Source organism: Paenibacillus sp. FSL H7-0735 (assembly GCF_038008505.1).
GTDB lineage: Bacteria > Bacillota > Bacilli > Paenibacillales > Paenibacillaceae > Paenibacillus_AQ > Paenibacillus_AQ odorifer.
Genome location: NZ_JBBOZH010000001.1, coordinates 6,023,350 through 6,039,597, shown reverse-complemented (window position 1 = coordinate 6,039,597; position 16,248 = coordinate 6,023,350). Strand labels below are relative to the sequence as shown.

Annotated in this window: 9 protein-coding genes; 4 read left to right on the top strand and 5 right to left on the bottom strand. The window is 47.8% G+C overall.

Translation table 11 applies throughout. The features are described 5' to 3' along the window. Both NSS82_RS27280 and NSS82_RS27275 read left to right on the top strand, forming a co-directional pair. Window positions 1–1,221: an ABC transporter permease gene (locus NSS82_RS27280; RefSeq protein ID WP_076103716.1), complete on the top strand. Its 1,221-nt coding sequence runs from the start codon at window positions 1–3 to the stop codon at window positions 1,219–1,221. Window positions 1,222–1,367: 146 nt separating this feature from the next. Beyond that, window positions 1,368–9,335: a glycoside hydrolase family 3 N-terminal domain-containing protein gene (locus NSS82_RS27275; RefSeq protein WP_256718529.1), complete on the top strand. Its 7,968-nt coding sequence runs from the start codon at window positions 1,368–1,370 to the stop codon at window positions 9,333–9,335. 266 nt (window positions 9,336–9,601) lie between these two features. On the opposite strand, the gene NSS82_RS27270 is transcribed toward NSS82_RS27275, so the two are convergent. From NSS82_RS27270 to NSS82_RS27250, 5 genes are all read right to left on the bottom strand, one after another. Beyond that, window positions 9,602–10,414: an IS3 family transposase gene (locus tag NSS82_RS27270; protein ID WP_340960820.1), complete on the bottom strand. Its 813-nt coding sequence runs from the start codon at window positions 10,412–10,414 to the stop codon at window positions 9,602–9,604. A 63-nt stretch (window positions 10,415–10,477) separates the two neighbouring features. After that, entirely contained in the window at window positions 10,478–10,795 is a 318-nt protein-coding gene (locus tag NSS82_RS27265; protein ID WP_036683594.1) for a transposase, read from the bottom strand. A gap of 391 nt (window positions 10,796–11,186) precedes the next feature. Continuing rightward, the gene (locus NSS82_RS27260; RefSeq protein ID WP_212592220.1) at window positions 11,187–11,306 is read right to left on the bottom strand and encodes a YjcZ family sporulation protein; all 120 of its coding nucleotides are present in this window, start codon (window positions 11,304–11,306) and stop codon (window positions 11,187–11,189) included. A 150-nt stretch (window positions 11,307–11,456) separates the two neighbouring features. Next, window positions 11,457–12,758, bottom strand: coding sequence for an aminotransferase class I/II-fold pyridoxal phosphate-dependent enzyme (locus NSS82_RS27255; protein WP_036679816.1), 1,302 nt, complete (start codon window positions 12,756–12,758; stop codon window positions 11,457–11,459). A gap of 111 nt (window positions 12,759–12,869) precedes the next feature. Continuing rightward, the gene (locus NSS82_RS27250) at window positions 12,870–13,487 is read right to left on the bottom strand and encodes a pyridoxamine 5'-phosphate oxidase family protein (RefSeq protein WP_076103714.1); all 618 of its coding nucleotides are present in this window, start codon (window positions 13,485–13,487) and stop codon (window positions 12,870–12,872) included. Between the two features lie 143 nt (window positions 13,488–13,630). Between NSS82_RS27250 and pdxR the strand changes: the two genes are divergently transcribed. Further along, window positions 13,631–15,136 (top strand): MocR-like pyridoxine biosynthesis transcription factor PdxR, encoded by a 1,506-nt coding sequence (gene pdxR, locus NSS82_RS27245; protein WP_076101043.1) that lies wholly within the window; start codon window positions 13,631–13,633, stop codon window positions 15,134–15,136. Window positions 15,137–15,448: 312 nt separating this feature from the next. Further along, window positions 15,449–16,234, top strand: a complete 786-nt coding sequence (locus tag NSS82_RS27240; RefSeq protein WP_036679782.1) for a helix-turn-helix domain-containing protein — start codon at window positions 15,449–15,451, stop codon at window positions 16,232–16,234. The last annotated feature ends 14 nt before the right edge of the window (window positions 16,235–16,248 follow it).

The window sequence follows — 16,248 nt, the reverse complement described above, 5'->3', positions numbered from 1 at the left end:
ATGGATTTGAAAGAGCTGCGGCGCACGCGGCGCGGTCGATTCATGGGAAGCATGCTTCCTTATGTGGGATATATCATTCAAAGCGGCGTAGCCATGGTTTTCCTGTTCGTGTTGATTGTCTTCTCTGCTTGGTATACATCGCTGCTACAAAATGTACCTGAAGGCATTCCCATTCGCTGGATTATGTTAGCATTACTGTTGCCTGCGACAGTGCATAGCGGCTTCCGAACCTATTTGCAGACCCCGGATACGATCTTTCTGCTGCCTCAGGGTCACCGCATGAAGGAATATTTTGCACCCTCCTGGGTCAGTGGAAACGTGTGGAAGATCATTCGTTTGTTATTTGTACTGATCACCCTTTGGCCGTTGTACATACGTACAGATGATTCTCCCAAGCGACTTTTATTTACAGTGTTGATCCTGATTGCTGTGAAGCTGATCGCGAGCTATGGATTATGGAAAGAGATAGCTATGCTGTCACGTCCGATGGCAGGTGTGTTTGCTTTCTTGCGCTGGGCAGTTGGAGGTTTGATTATTGCCGCTTGGCTGTGGCAGCCTGCCGGCCCGAGCCTGATATTTATGGTGTTATTGGCAGCAGCCTATCTTGCTGCACTGTCTGTGCCCGGACGTCACGCTGTGCCATGGGAAAGACTGATCGCCATGGAAAACAATCAAGGTGCACGTGCGCTGATGGTTCTGGGCTGGTTCGTGGATGTACCGGGCCGTGAGCAACGGGTGTATTCCCGCCGTTATCTTTCCAAATGGGGCGCTAAGCTGCCTTGGCGTAAGGATACTGCTTATCGGTATCTGCTAACCAAAAGCTTTGCCCGGGGCGATATCTTTGGAATCATTATGCGGATATCGGTGCTGGCTCTGCTGCTGAATTGGTGGAACCGTGATAGTTACTTTGGCACCGGAATTTATTTGTTCTTCCTGTTCATCATTGGTGTTCAATTGTCGGCACTCCGCAAATTGCATAGCGAGTCTTTTTGGCTGACAGTGTATCCTTTTCCTGAAGGCAGTAAGGCGGACAACACGACACAATTTGTATTCCGTGCGCATCTGGTTGTGGCATTGATTCTTGGATTACCTTTCTTAGCTTCCATAGGTGACCGTCTGATGCCAGTGCTCTTTACCTTAGCGGCAGGTGTTGTGGTAGTCTTTCTGTTTAAAGGATACTTGTCCCGTAAATCGGCACGATCGGATGATGACGATTTGTAAAGCAATTTCATAGTCACAATAAAAAGGCTGTCTCACAGTAGAGAAATTCTACGAATGAGAGAGCCTTTTTTTTGCTGGAAGCATAATTTGAGCCGGGCAAGTCCTTAAATTTGCAAAAACGGAACAGAGTATTTAAAAAATGCTGTATGTCTTTTACCAGATGGCTCCAGCATAATAAGCCTGTATCTTACATCATGTATACGCTTCCATTCATAGGCGTAGTCATCCGTACCAACAAAACAGTATTGGGGGAGGATTCAGGCGTGAAAAGAAGATTATCAATATTCATGGTGGCGCTTTTACTATCATCCTTATTCTTGAATGTGCTTGAGGCGGGTATACCACGGGCCGCAGCGGATGCCGCAGGAGTTCCAGTGTACTATGATCCCACAAAAAGTGTGGAGGAGCGCACTGCGGATCTATTATCCCGAATGACGCTGGAAGAGAAGATTGGGCAGATGGTTCAAGCAGAAAGAGCTGCCGTCACTCCTGAGGAGGTACAGAAATATGCTCTTGGCTCTGTACTCAGCGGGGGAGGCTCATTCCCTAACGGAAAAGAAAGTGACAGTACCCGCGATAACTGGAGAGACTTGATAGATAGCTATCAGGATGGTGCATTGTCTACCAGATTAGGCATTCCGCTGCTCTATGGGGTGGATGCGGTGCATGGACATAACAATGTCAAAGGCGCGACGCTTTTTCCGCATAATATTGGCCTAGGGGCTGCTAATGATCCCGCATTGACTGAGCTTATTGGTGCAGCTGCTGCTAAGGAAGTAGCCGCAACAGGAGCGAACTGGACATTTGCCCCAACGATAGCCTCCCCTCATAATGCAAGATGGGGTAGAACCTATGAAGGTTTTAGTGATAATCAGGATATTTCAGCAGAACTAGGTGCGGCTTATGTGTTTGGACTGCAAGGACGGACTGCTGCTGCATTGGCAGGGACAGATACAATCACGGCAACTGCAAAACATTATCTAGGTGAAGGTTATACGGATAATGGTGTAAATCAAGGCAACATCACTAAATATACCGAGCAAGAGATCATGGATAAGGATTTGAAAATTTATAAAGCAGCTGTAGACGCAGGGGTGCAGACGGTTATGGCCTCCTATCACAGCATCCAAGGTCTTAAAATGCATGCCCATAAACATTTACTGACCGATGTTTTGAAGGGTGACAAGAAAAATGGCGGGCTTGGCTTTACCGGTTTCGTGATTTCGGATTATAACGCTGTGCAGCAAATCACAGTGGATAGCGAGGGCAAAGCAGTTAGCGGATTGAAGAACCAGCTGTATGTGTCCGTAAACGCCGGAGTCGATATGTTCATGATGCCGACCGTTTGGAAGGATACGATTAAGTACATCACAGAACTTGTAGGCGAAGGTAAAATTACTACTGAGCGCATAGATGATGCGGCAGAACGTATCCTGCATGTCAAAATCGCTTCAGGATTGTTCGAGCATCCCAAAAGCGAACCGGATCTGTTGAGTGCATTTGGCTCAGCAGAAAGCCGCAAATTAGCCCGCCAAGCTGTGGCGGAGTCGCTTGTTCTTTTGAAGAACGATGAGGTAAATGGAAGTCCAATTCTATCGCAATTAAGCGGGATGGATAAAATATTCGTAGCAGGTAAAAACGCTAATAATATCGGTAACCAAGCCGGTGGTTGGTCGATCACTTGGCAAGGGAAGTCGGGCAATATAACTGAAGGCACGACGATCCTCGAAGGGATAAAGGAGGCTGTTCCTGCTTCTACAACGGTCAAATATAACCTGAACGGGCGGGGAGCTGCGGGTTATGATGCGGCGATCGCTGTTATCGGTGAGACACCTTACGCCGAGACCGATGGCGACCGGACCAGCTTGAATCTGGATGAGCAGGATCTGGCGACACTTGCGAATATACGTGCTGCTGATCCTAATATTCCGCTTATCGTCGTATTGGTGTCTGGACGTCCAATGACGATAGCCAGCCAAGTGGAAGATTGGGATGGGCTTGTGGCAGCTTGGCTACCAGGTACAGAGGGTGCTGGAGTAGCTGATGTGTTATTTGGTACTAAGGATTTTGTAGGCAAAAATCCAATTCGTTGGCCATTCACTTTGAATAATTATCCGGCAGACAATAACAGTACCAATGTGTTGTTCAAAACGGGATATGGCTTGACCAAAAATGAGAAAACACCAAAGCTTCCAACCGCTCCTGTCGATCCGGAAGCTCCAGAGATTCCTTCCCTGCCGGTTCCCGGCAAAATTGAAGCAGAGGACTTTTTGAACAAAAGCGCAGGACTGCAAACTGAAAACACGCAGGATATAGGTGGCGGTCTCGATGTCGGCTATACCTCGGCTGGACAGTGGCTCGAATATAACGTGAATGTGGCGCAAGCAGGTACGTATCAAGCCGATTTCCGCTATTCCGTTAATAGTGGCACTACAGGCATCAACATCAAATCAGCAGAGGGAACCAAGCTAGGAACATTAAGCGTGACCTCAACAGGTGGCTGGCAGAATTGGCAGACGAAAGCTGTAGAAAATGTTGTGTTTAAGAAGGCAGGATTGCAAAAGATCCGTCTGGAATTTACCGGTGGGGATATCAACCTGAACTGGGTGAGCTTCACTCGAACAGGTGATGTGCCTGTAGATCCATCAAATCCCGGAGATGGCGGGGAAAGCACTAAACATGTTATTAAGTCAGATGTAGTTAGCTCCTGGGTATCGAGTGAGCGAGATCCTTCCGATCGGAAATGGTATTATGCTGACCGTTATCAAGAGGGTGATTTGAAGCTGGAAGAGCAGGCGAAGCTGGATATTGTGGTTCCTGACGTGAAGGCAGGTACAGAGATCCATATTGATCCTGACCGGAAATATCAATCTATTCTAGGGATCGGTACCTCCATGGAGGAATCGACGGTTAATAATCTGGCGAAGATGTCTGCGGCGAAGCAGGAGGAATTGCTGCGGAAAATGATTGATCCTGTATCAGGGATCGGAATGAGTATGCTCCGGTTGACGATTGGGACGGCTGACTTTACAGATAAACAATTTTATACCTACGATGATATGCCTCCAGGACAAACCGACATTAATTTGGAGCATTTCTCCATCCAAAAGGACATTGACTACCATATCATCAGCACGGTTAAAAAAATTCAAAACATCAACCCGGATATTAAGTTTTTTGCCTCACCTTGGAGCCCACCGGGTTGGATGAAGACTACAGACAGTATGATCAAAGGCCAAGTGAAGGATGAATATCTGCCTGTACTGGCCAAATATTATCTTAAATTCGTACAGGAGTACGAGAAGCTGGGAATTACCTTTGAAGGTCTGACCTTGCAGAATGAACCTTTGCTGGAAATTGAATATCCAAGCACCAAAATGCCGTGGGAGCAAGAAGCACAGCTGGCTAAACTGCTGCGGAAGGAATTAGATGAACATGGTTTTAAAGACGTGAAGCTGTGGACATTTGATCATAATCCTGGTGACACGATGGCCTATCCAGCACAAATCCTAGGCAATCCTGAATTAGGTGCCTACGATGCGGTGGACGGAACTGCTTTTCATGATTATGGCGGTGACCTTGGTCTGATGACCCAGCTCCATAATCTCTATCCTGACAAAAATGTATATTTGACCGAACGCGCAGTCTGGGGTACCTCAGGCGCAGACCGCATTGCTCAATATTTCCGTAATTGGGCCCGCAGCTATAACTCCTGGGTAGCGATGCTGGACAGTGATATTGCCTCTCATCAGTGGACCGGAACGCCAGACCCAACCCCGATTGTGCAGGATTCGGGAGACCGTAACCATTACTGGCTGCTGCCAGAATATTATCTGATGGGCCAATATACGAAATTCGTTAAACCGGGGTACGTGCGGATTGATAGTGACTACGGCTCAAGCAGCACTGTAACGAACGTAGCTTTTGCTAGTCCGGATGGAAAAGAGATTGTGACGGTAGTGATCAACCAGACGTCGGATCCACAGCCGTTCAAATTGCTAGTGGACGGTGCGCAAATTAGTGCTGTGCTGCCGGCGAAATCAGTGGGCACTTATAGCTGGGAACGTCTGAATGGTATACAGACGGTGCCGGGTGTAGTGAATGCTGTTGATTTTGAAGAAGCGCAAGGGGTTTACACTGTAAATGAGCAGGGTTATATTGGCGGGTTCGCGCCAGACGCCTCGTCCACCTTCGACTATGTGATTGATGTTAAAGAAAGCGGTAAATATTCACTTCAATTTAAGCATGCCGCTCAATTCAGCGATGGCGCCGGAAAATCGGTGGAAATTAGTGAAGATGGTAAGGTTATCGCTACGCTTCCAATTGTGCAGCAGACGGAGAGTATGACAGATTTTGCAGATTATCAATCCTTGATCTCTCTGAACAAGGGCATTCACAAGCTCACCTTGAAGACGAACGGGAACGGTTATAATATCCGTTCATTAACTTTACGCCAAGCGCCTTCCGGATCACATGAGCTTCCTGGTGTGCTTCAAGCGCAAGACTACACTACAGCTTCAGGGGTGTTAGTGACGGGTGGTGCAGTGGGTTATACTGACCCCGGCGATTGGATGAAGTACAAGATTAATGTACCTGCCAGCGGTACCTACCCACTCTTGATCTCCTATGCTACTAATCAGGATGATGCAGAACTGGAACTGCTGACGGGAGAGGATGGAGCAACAGTAACGACAGCGACTTATGCTTTGACGAAGACGGGGGGATGGTCCAATTGGCAAATAGCTAATGGAACGGTAACCTTGCCTGCCGGGGAGCAGACGCTGACCATGAAAGTAAATGGAGCAGGATTTCATCTGCAGTCGCTTACGATCGGACCCGCGCTTCAATCGGAGACTGCTTTGGTAGAAGGAAATGAGGAGGGTGCAGAAGTTATCGTCAAGCTAGTAAATGACAAATATGCACCTGAACTGGATACCGCTTATTGGTCTATTGAAGGTTACGAGGGAACGGTTGTGGATAGCGTATACCGGGTGGATGATTATACAGCGAAGGTCGTATTAGCGGGGACGCGAGCTATTGATTTCGACACTGATCGTACGCTTACGGTTACCGCTGATGTGTATCAGACAGAATCAAATCAGTCTTTTGGCAGCGTCCATGTTCTGAAATTGCCACTTATAGTTACAGCAATCAACGACGAAGAGAGCATCAGTCTTTCTCCGAACACGCTTCCTTATCAAGTGAACGGGAATGAATTGGTAGTTAGCCTTATAGGAGGAACGTTTAATCCTGATGCCATTCAGAGCATTTCTGTCTCTGGCCCAGGTAAGGATCAGGGGCATGTAAGTATTGGGGCAGCTGCCTTACTTGACCCAACCCATGTGAAGCTGACGCTGGCATGGAATGATCATACCCCGTATTATAGTGATTTGCAGCTTACCGTGAATGTGCCTGCAAATGCTTATGCCGATTCAAGTGGTGGCGGCGTGCTGCGTGCGGAGGTTAAGCTCTTAGGAACAACTAGTGCTACAGCACCTATAGAAGTCACAAGCTTGAACGGATTGGATCAATTCTACCAGCTTCAAGGTATCACAGTCAGCGGCCAAGGCAGTGGAGCGAAGCTGACCGGCATTGATGCTGGAGACAGCATTGATTACTGGGTAAATGTGCCGCAGGATGGAAACTATGCTTTTACGCTTACCGTGACTTCCGCGAATGGTGCTCCTAAGGGCATTATTTATAAAACGGAGGATGGGAAGACATTAAGAACCGTTGATGTGCCGAATCTTTACTCGCAAACCGTTGGCATACGCACCGTTCTTCAATTGAAGGCTGGTGAACAGAAGCTGCGCCTGCAAGCTGGATCAGCAGGATACGAGCTTAGTGGTATTAAAATAGAACCTTATACTGAAGTAATCATGGATGGCACTGGTTCTTTGAAAGTGGAAGCCGAGAATTATTACGATGCTACACCCAATGGAATTCAGAGTACCTTGACTGGCGGTGTGCTGGATTTTAGAAATGTCGGGTTTACCGTTGCAGGTGGTTCCATGGATTATATGCTTGATATTATTGAAGCCGGATTTTATAAAATCGTATATCGGTATGCTACAGCACAAGGCGGAGTAAGCACTACGCTATCTGTAAATGGTACAAAACTCTCGACAGTGCCTATGCCTACTACAGGTGGCTGGTCGAATTACACGCTGGCGAGTGGTGTCGTACAACTTGCGCAAGGAAAACAGGTAGTACGGATGAACTTCAATAATGACGGTGCCAATCTAGATTGGTTCACGCTTGAACGGACGGAAGAAGGAGAGCAGCCGATTCATTCAAAGACTTCCTTACCTGTTTCTTCTTTGAAACCGGGAGCTTACAGCGGATTACAAACGATCAGCCTTACTACAGCGACATCAGGAGCAGAGATTCATTACACAACCGATGGGTCGTTGCCTACAGCAGACAGTCCACTTTATACCGGAACTATTGACGCAGCAGGAGTCACAGTTCTTCGTACGATAGCGGTAAAAGAGGGCATGGAGAACAGTTTTGTAGCTCCATTCACGTATGTGATCAGCGGAGCGGTTGATATGAAGACGGTGTCAGCACCGCAGGCTGATCCTGCCGGGGGAACTTATACAGGGCAGGTTGCTGTGAAGTTAACTACAGCTACAGCTGGAGCGTCTATTCACTACACGTTGGATGGCACTGTACCTACAGCAGCCAGCGAACTGTATAGTGGAGTGATTTATGTAGGCAAGAGCAAGACGATTAAGGCGATTGCTGTAAAAGAGGGCTGGAAGCCAAGTGATATTTCCAGTTTTGAATATATCGTTTCTGCGGATAAACCTGAACCAACACCAACACCTACACCAACAGCAACGCCTGAACCAACCCCAAGTCCAACCTCTGAACCGACTACTCAGCCAACGACAGCACCAACTTCCGGAAGCGGGGGTACCTCAGGTGGTGGCAACAGCGGAACAACAGGGGGGGATTCAAGCGGAAATGCAGGCAGTGTAACAGGCAGCACCATCCTTACAGCAGCACCAGTGCTGAACAGTAATACCGGTGCGGCAAGAGCAAGTATAGACCTGGAAAGCTTGAAAAAGGCTGCTACAGCAGGCTTAAGTGGAGCAACTTCAGCGGTTACTGTTGATATACCGGCAGTAGCTAAAGCTAAGGGTTATGAGCTGCAATTGCCAAACGGTATAATCTTTGCAGATGATAAGACTTCATTGGTCGTTCATACTGAATTTGGTGTGCTGGAGCTGCCAGGTAGTCTGCTGAAACAAGCGGCAAAAGAGGCAGGAACCCCATGGGTAATTACGATAACCAAGGTGGATTCAGATTCTCGCCCAGAATTTAAACTGAGCGTAACTATCAATGGCAAGGAAGCCGTATGGAACAGTTCTGACATGCGGGTTAAGGTGTCCCTGCCGTATACTCCACAATCAGAAGAACGTGGTAAAGAAGGACATATAACGATTCATAGTCTGAATTCGTTGGGGATTCTAACGGTTGTTCCAAGTGGCAGATATAACGCTGCTACGGGGATGGTTTCCTTTACAGGAATTCTCTCTGGTACGTACAGTATCACCTTTACGGAGAAGACATTCCGGGATATCGGCAAATTTGAGTGGGCCCGCAATGCGATTGAGGTGCTTGGCTCTAAAGGCATCATCAACGGAATGACAGAGGATCAATTTGTGCCTCAAGCGGAAGTGAAGCGGGGAGATTTTGTGCTCCTGCTTATAAAAGCGTTTGGCTTGGAAGGAGATAGTGCAGAAAGCTTCACAGATGTGCAGCCTGGCGATTACAGATATGAAGCGTTGGCTATGGCGAAGCAGTTGGGGATCACCACTGGTCGTCCAGATGGAAGCTTTGATCCTAACGCTTCTGTTACGCGGCAGGAAATGATGACGCTGGCTGCAAAAGCGATTGCAGCAGCCGGCAGACAGCTTCCAGCCGGCAACGGAGCTTCAATGTCCAGTTTCACGGATAGCCAGCAAGTATCAGCATTTGCACGTGACAGTGTGGCAGCACTAATACGTGCTGGCCTGATCAAGGGAGACGGCTTGCGGATTCATCCACAAGGTGTTACCACCCGTGCAGAGGCAGCGGTTTTGATCTACAACCTGTACAATCTGTAATACATCAGTTGTAAAGATACTTTTAGCTCTTGGGCTGTCGCATCCGTAGATTTTCTACGTTTGCGACAGCCTTTTTTAGGTGTGGTTATTGGGTGAGTATCTAAGTTTAGAAGTTCGCATTAGCTAGATCTACATTAAGCCTGCAACTTCGCCGCCGATCATAATTATCCCCGGAGGCTTACGGACCCCGCAGACGTTATTTGCAAATATATAACCTTTATCGGGGAAATTCGGACACCATGGACCTCTGTCAAGAAAGTGGACAGTTACGCAACAGACATTCTAGTCAATTGCTCAGCAAAACGAACTGGAGAAAGATACCCCAGCGCGCCATGCATTCGCTTGCGGTTATAGTAAAACTCAATATATTGAAAAAGTGTCTGGTAGGCTTGCTCCTTAGTTTTGAATCGTGGATTACAATAAATGAGCTCCTTTTTCAAAATGCTGTGCCACGACTCGATACAGGCGTTATCATAACAGTTACCTCTGCGGCTCATGCTGGACTCCATGCCATACGCTTTCAACTGCTTCGTGTATTCATGAGAAGTATATTGAGAACCTCTATCGGAGTGATGTAATAGACCCTTTTCCGGTTGTTTAGCTTCGTAAGCATCTTGTAAGGCGCCCGAAATTAAGCTAGTTTCCATATGGTTCTCCAAGCGCCACCCCACGATTTCACGCGTGCAAAGGTCCATCACACTAGCCAGGTACAAGCGCCCTCCCCGGCAAGGAATGTATGTAATGTCGGTAACCCATACTGAATTGGGTTTGAGTATTTTAAATTGCTGGTTCAGCGTATTTGGGGCAATCGGATGGTCATGATTGGAGTCGGTGGTCTGTACGCGATACGTTTTGGAGACAATGGAGCGAAGCTTCATATGTCGCATGTACACACTCACCGTGCGTTCGGTAACGGTATAACCTTCTTGATGCAACAGGCGGGTGATCTTCGGACTCCCATACCGCTTTTGATGGTCTGCAAAATGATACTGAATTCGCTTCATTATCGCAGCCTTACGAAGCATATGCGTACTGTTTTTTTTCTGTCCGCCACTTGTAGTACCCGCTCCGTGACACATGTAGGGTCATGCACATCTTCTCCAAGAGAAACTCGGAGCGATGTTTTTCAATAAACTGGAATCTCAGTTCCTTGGTTTGCTGAAGATGTGCACTGCTTTTTTTACGATCGCTAATTCCTCTTCCACATCAGCAATCTTGTTATCTTTTTCTTGAAGTTGTCGGCTCATTTCTTTCAACTGTGCCTCGAGTTCCCGTACTCGATCCACGCTAGCTGCCGGTTCATTCTTTAGTTCTCGATACTGGCTCATCCATTGATGCAGGGTACTTTTTGGGATGTTGAGCTCTTCCGCCAAGTCGCCCACTGTCTTTGTTTGCTCTTGAATGAACTGCACTGTCTGTTTTTTAAATTCTTCGTTATACCGTTGTCGATGTTCTCCCATGTGAACACACCTCCGTGGACTCATTATCGCCAGTCTGTTAACTACTGTCCACTTTTTATTCTAGCTTCACCAGTGGCGTTATTCCCTATGAAGAGGTTCATATTTGGGGTTTGGCATGCTAATAACGGCTTTGGGGTCCGTAAGTAAGTAAAATATGGGATTATACTGCCTTTAGGGTCAGGGGTGTCCGATAGCTGCTTTGTGCGGGCAAATGTGATCTGCGGTAACGAAGGTTGGTGCGGTTGGTGCTTAGACCAAGGTGGAATAAAAAAAGACGCGGACGTCACAGCAGCCATTATCATGACCTACTGGACACCCACGTCTATTGTGAAAAAAAGGGATTGAAAATAGGAAAGAGCTTAAAGCTCTCTCCCGAGACTGTCATTAATGGTTAGACAAAAAGTGAACGGCTGATGATAACCAGCAAGATAAAGAGAACCAGGATGGCGCCAGTGCTAGTGAATGGGCCACCTCCACAACATCCATATCCGCCTCTAACTTCTTCGCTCATGTTCATTCCCCTTTCGGTGTGTGTGTTGTACTTGAGTACATCGTATTGTATGTGCGGAGAGAGGGGCGTGTATAGGCCAATGTCGGAGTCGTGTACAAAAAAAATCAGCTCCATGAAAACGGAGCTGATTGTAAGCTATATAAAGTTCAGTTAGGCTTTTTCTAAATCGCGAACACCTGCGTATACAAGATCGAAAAGATCTTCGAGCTGTTCCTCTTCGATACATGAGAAAGCAATACGTAGGTCAGTTTCACCCAAAGCAATAGTGCCTAGTCCGTAATTATGAATCAGGTGAAGCCGGAGATCTTCAGCCGCAACTGTGTGCAGCTTCAGACACATAAAGTAACCGGAGTTAAAAGGATAATACGTCCATACATCCTCGCCGTATTTACCGCTATCCAGCAGTGCTTTTACTTTATTCGCACGGCCTTTCATGATCTGGAACTTCTCTTCCTTCTGTGCTTCGAATTCCGGAGATTTCAAGGCGTCTAGTACGAAGGTCTGCGAAGGATGCGCACCGCTGGAAATGGTGGCACGGATGATACCTAGTGTTTTTTGCTCCAATGCTGCCAGCAGGTCTTTGTCCTCCGAGGCATAAGTGATGAAACCCACACGGAAGCCCCAGACAAATTCTTCTTTGGTCGCACCGTCAATCTTGATTGGAAGCACACGAGGATGCAGATGAGCCAGTTTGCCGAACAGCGATTCTTTTAGTGAATCCTCAAAGAATAACCCGAAGTATGCATCATCACTTACAACAACAACGTTGATGCCTTCCTCAGCCGCACGAAGGATAGCTGCGACGATCTCATCGCCTTCCTTAATTCCTGGAGTATATCCGGTAGGATTGTTAGGGAAGTTCAGCAGCACAATCGCTTTGCCGCGTTCTTTTTGAGCGAGCAGCGCGTCTTCCAGACCTGCACTGTTGAAAGTCATTTCTTCTGTGAACAGCGGATAGTTAACGGTCTCCCCATGGCGGCGGATTCCGAAGGTTAATTCGTAGTTCTCCCAGTTCTTGTCCGGGTAGATAATCGCGTCACCTGGCTCTGCGAAGAGGTCAGCGACAATGCTAAGCCCGTGAGTCAGGGCATTGGTTACAACGGGATTGCTGATGGTTTTACCTTCTAGCGATGGATTTTCGCGCAGCATCTTTTCACGCCATACAGTACGCAGCTCTGGTTTACCTGCCGGAGGGGCGTAACTATAAAGATCCTTAGGACTGTAAGCGGAGAGTTTATCCTGAATGACGCCGAGGTGCATAGGTACGCCACCTTCAGTAGCAATACCGATGGTTGCGTTGTATTTCTTGGCGTGAGCTCCTGCTTCAGCGGATTGGCTCAGGATGCCCTCTTTTGGGAAGTAAATCTCTTTGCCAAGCGTAGAGAGCATATCATACACATGTTCATTTCCTGCTTTGATACTTTCGTTTAATTGTCCAGCTAGTGGATTCATCAGTTTCATCCTTCCAGGGTTCTTTGGGGATAACATACTGTTAACATTGCCTAACATTATATCACCGCCAATTGCAACCGTCACTTGGAAAGATACGATTTTTAAAAAATATCATTCGGCGTGGAAAGGGCAGTATTTTTTCATCATTTCTATCGTTTCTTCATCACGTGGATTATTTCTTTCGGACAGGCCGGAAATGATGCCGGAGCGCTCTTCTTCTTTTAGGTTTTGCCCAAACTTAAACTTCGCAGTGATCTCCTCGGGGGTAATGCGCACAACGGCAACTCCTTTTAGACGGGGACGGTATCTAGGGTCCTCTGCATCGATGGAATCATACCCCCCCTCGGGCTGGAGCTTTTTCATAAATAAGGAGAGTACGCCGGCTTTTTCATTAATGTCTTCGACAGGTTCGGCTGTGCCGTAGGCGGTCACACTTTTAAAATAGGCGGTTGCAGGGCATGCCAGCTCGGGATCGCTAAAATAAGACGGGATAAGAGCATACTCATCCGCTACCGTAAAGCAGACCTTCTGCTGATTGCGGATCGACTTCATTTTGCCACCAGCATGACTGCCATGGAAATAGAAACAACCATCTGTATATACAAAATTCAGCGGTGTCACCCGCGGTTGCCCCTGTCCATCGCTTGTCCCGAGAAAACCAAAACTCATTCCGTTTAGAAAAGAGACCAATTCTTCCTCCTGATCTACTTTAAATTCTTTTCTGCGCATAGGGATCACGTCCTCTTTCTTTTTAGTCTAGAGCGTCTGCTCCAATGTAATTGTTCTTTAAAGAATAGTAGAGTGGTTGACAATTAAAAAGGACCAATTAAGATAGTTTTTAATGGACCACTTGCTGGTCAAGGAGGATAACGATGAATATCACGCTGGCATACGATCAATATCTGGCGATACACCGCTACAAATATTTAGCGTTATATCACGCGCTTCGCGCAGGAATATTGGAAGGAACACTTCCGGGAGGCACTCCGCTGCCGTCTACACGAAGTCTTGCTAAGCACTATGAGCTGTCGCGCGGATCGGTCTCGCAGGTGTATGAAATGTTGCTCGCTGATGGTTATGTAAGGACTGAAACGGGGCGGGGGACATTCGTATCGGAAGATAGCTTTGCTTCAGCTGCCAGTCGCAGTGACGGTGAGAATCAGGCTTTGGGTGAAGCCACAGATGCTGCTGGAGGAGATTGTGAAATCGAGACTACGATTCCTATTTCAGCATGGGGAAAGCGGCTGCTTGCGCGCCCGATACCCTTTTATGAAAAGAGTAATAAGAAAGCAGTGAGCTTCCAGAGTAGTGGTATGCGGATGGAACATTTTCCTTACTCCGAATGGCGCAGTGCGCTCTCTTATGCCGGAGGGAAGGAAGGTGGATTGCTGCAAAGCACTTGTCCACCTCAAGGCGATGAAGGACTTCGGAAAGCTATCGCTGCACATCTGCGGATTACCCGCGGGATTCGCGCGGATGCAGAGCATATCGTATTGTTCAGCGGTTCGATGCAAGGCATCGTTATTTTGACGCAGCTGCTGCTGGATGCAGGGGGCTCAGCGGTCGTAGAGGACCCGGGCTTTCACGGGATCCGGCGAGCCGTAGAGATCACTGGAGGCCGATTGCTGGCAGGGAAGCTGGATGGCAACGGCCTTATTCCGGAGGATTGGGATGCCCGGCTGTTGTTTGTTACGCCGAGCCGTCAATTTCCTACGGGTGTGGTACTGCCTTTGGAACGACGACGGACCTTGTTGGAATGGGCGCAGCGGCATAATGCAGTAATCATTGAAGATGATTATGACAGTGAGTTCCGTTGGGCTGGGCGTCCCATCGAGCCCTTAAAAGCACTGGATCGCGAAGAGCGAGTCGTGTATGTGGGCTCCTTTTCAAACACGATGTTTTCAGGCCTTCGGCTCGGCTTTGCAGTGCTTCCGCCCTCTCTGGTAAAGCCGACTATCGCCGCCAAGGCGCTATATGAGCCCTTGCCGGTAGGGCTGCTGGAGCAGCGTGCCTTGGCGCGGTTCATGAATACAGGCGGCTATGGCCGTCATCTGCGCCGGATGACACGCATCTATGGTGAACGCGGACGCATCCTCAGGACGCTGCTGTCGGAACGGCTTAAGGAGCTCTTCGAGCTGCTGCCTGGTGATGCGGGCTTGCATGTATATGCCCGCTGGCTGCGCAGCAACGAAGAGTTTGTTGCTTTCCGAGCGGCAGCGCTTAGGCGCGGCACGAATTTTAGAGATGCCGCGTTATATCAGCTATCACCGGGAGCGCCTGCCGCTTGTTTTTCTTTTGCCCATCTGAATGCCGCGGAGCTGGAGGAAGGGATAACAAGCCTGCATCTGGCGTGGGAAGATGTACAAAATGCAACATGACAAGGTATGATAAAGAAGATGAAATGCAAAACTAAGCGAATGCTTACGAATTTTGACGAAGAAACTCGGAGTAGATTAAGCTAAACAAAACTATATGGACGCTGCGAAGTCAGAGCAGATTTTGTTGACAATACTAAGCGGATGCTTACGAGGCAAGTTTTGCTAACAAAACAAAGCGGATGCTTACGAAGCGAGTTTTGCGAAGAAGTTCAAAGTAGGTTTGCTAACAAAACAAAGCGGATGCTTACGAAGCAAGTTTTGCGAAGTGGTTCAAGGTAGTTTATGCTAACAAAACTTTTAGGAGGGAACGTTATGCTGCATGCATCGCCGTCCTCTTTTGTTATTTTGCCGGCTCTGGCTAAGATTGTATGCGAGCCGGGCTGGAAATGGCAAAAAAGAGAGAAGTCGCTGCAAAATTATGATTTATTTTATGTATGGAGCGGGGAAGGGACGGTTGTGCGTAACGATGAACCCTTTCAAGTAGGTAAGGGAAGCTGCTTCCTTTTTCGTCCGGGTGACCATACAAGTGCTACACATAATCCGCAAAAGCCACTTGTACTTACATATATTCATTTTGATGTCTCCGAAGAGGTGACGGATATTCCGCTGCCCTATCGTGAGCTTACAGAAACCGTTGAATTTGAACATCTGCTTGCTAGGTACGTTCGACTATTTCTGGTGGATACTTACGCCGCTGAGGAAGAAGGGCAGCTTGTACTGAAACAGCTGATGATTCATCTGCTGAGGGAGGACCGTGTGAAGCCAGTAGAACGTTATGTTAGCAACCATTTGACAGAAATCATTCACGAAATAGCGAACTATGTGAGCCAGCATCCGGGGATTGCACATCGTGTAGAGGATCTTGCTGCTCGTGCGGGGCTTTCGCCTCGGTACTTTTCAATTAAGTTTAAGGAGCTTACGGGCTCTTCTGTGCAGTCTTATGTCATCCGAGCCCGGATTGAGCGTGCGCAGCATTTACTGCTGTACGCAGGAATGAATGTTACTGAGGTCGCAGATGCGCTCGGATATCGTGACATTTTCTTTTTCAGCCGCCAGTTCAAGCAATATACCGGAAAAAGTCCATCTGAGATCCGCTGATTCACTTTTTTTGT

Bases quoted from the DNA above. Each gene is read 5' to 3' on its own strand.
- NSS82_RS27260 (WP_212592220.1), bottom strand. From the start codon at position 11,306: ATGAGCGAAGAAGTTAGAGGCGGATATGGATGTTGTGGAGGTGGCCCA.
- NSS82_RS27265 (WP_036683594.1), bottom strand. From the start codon at position 10,795: ATGGGAGAACATCGACAACGGTATAACGAAGAATTTAAAAAACAGACA.
- pdxR (WP_076101043.1), top strand. From the start codon at position 13,631: ATGAATATCACGCTGGCATACGATCAATATCTGGCGATACACCGCTAC.
- NSS82_RS27270 (WP_340960820.1), bottom strand. From the start codon at position 10,414: ATGTGTCACGGAGCGGGTACTACAAGTGGCGGACAGAAAAAAAACAGT.
- NSS82_RS27255 (WP_036679816.1), bottom strand. From the start codon at position 12,758: ATGAATCCACTAGCTGGACAATTAAACGAAAGTATCAAAGCAGGAAAT.
- NSS82_RS27280 (WP_076103716.1), top strand. From the start codon at position 1: ATGGATTTGAAAGAGCTGCGGCGCACGCGGCGCGGTCGATTCATGGGA.
- NSS82_RS27275 (WP_256718529.1), top strand. From the start codon at position 1,368: ATGTCTTTTACCAGATGGCTCCAGCATAATAAGCCTGTATCTTACATC.
- NSS82_RS27240 (WP_036679782.1), top strand. From the start codon at position 15,449: ATGCTGCATGCATCGCCGTCCTCTTTTGTTATTTTGCCGGCTCTGGCT.
- NSS82_RS27250 (WP_076103714.1), bottom strand. From the start codon at position 13,487: ATGCGCAGAAAAGAATTTAAAGTAGATCAGGAGGAAGAATTGGTCTCT.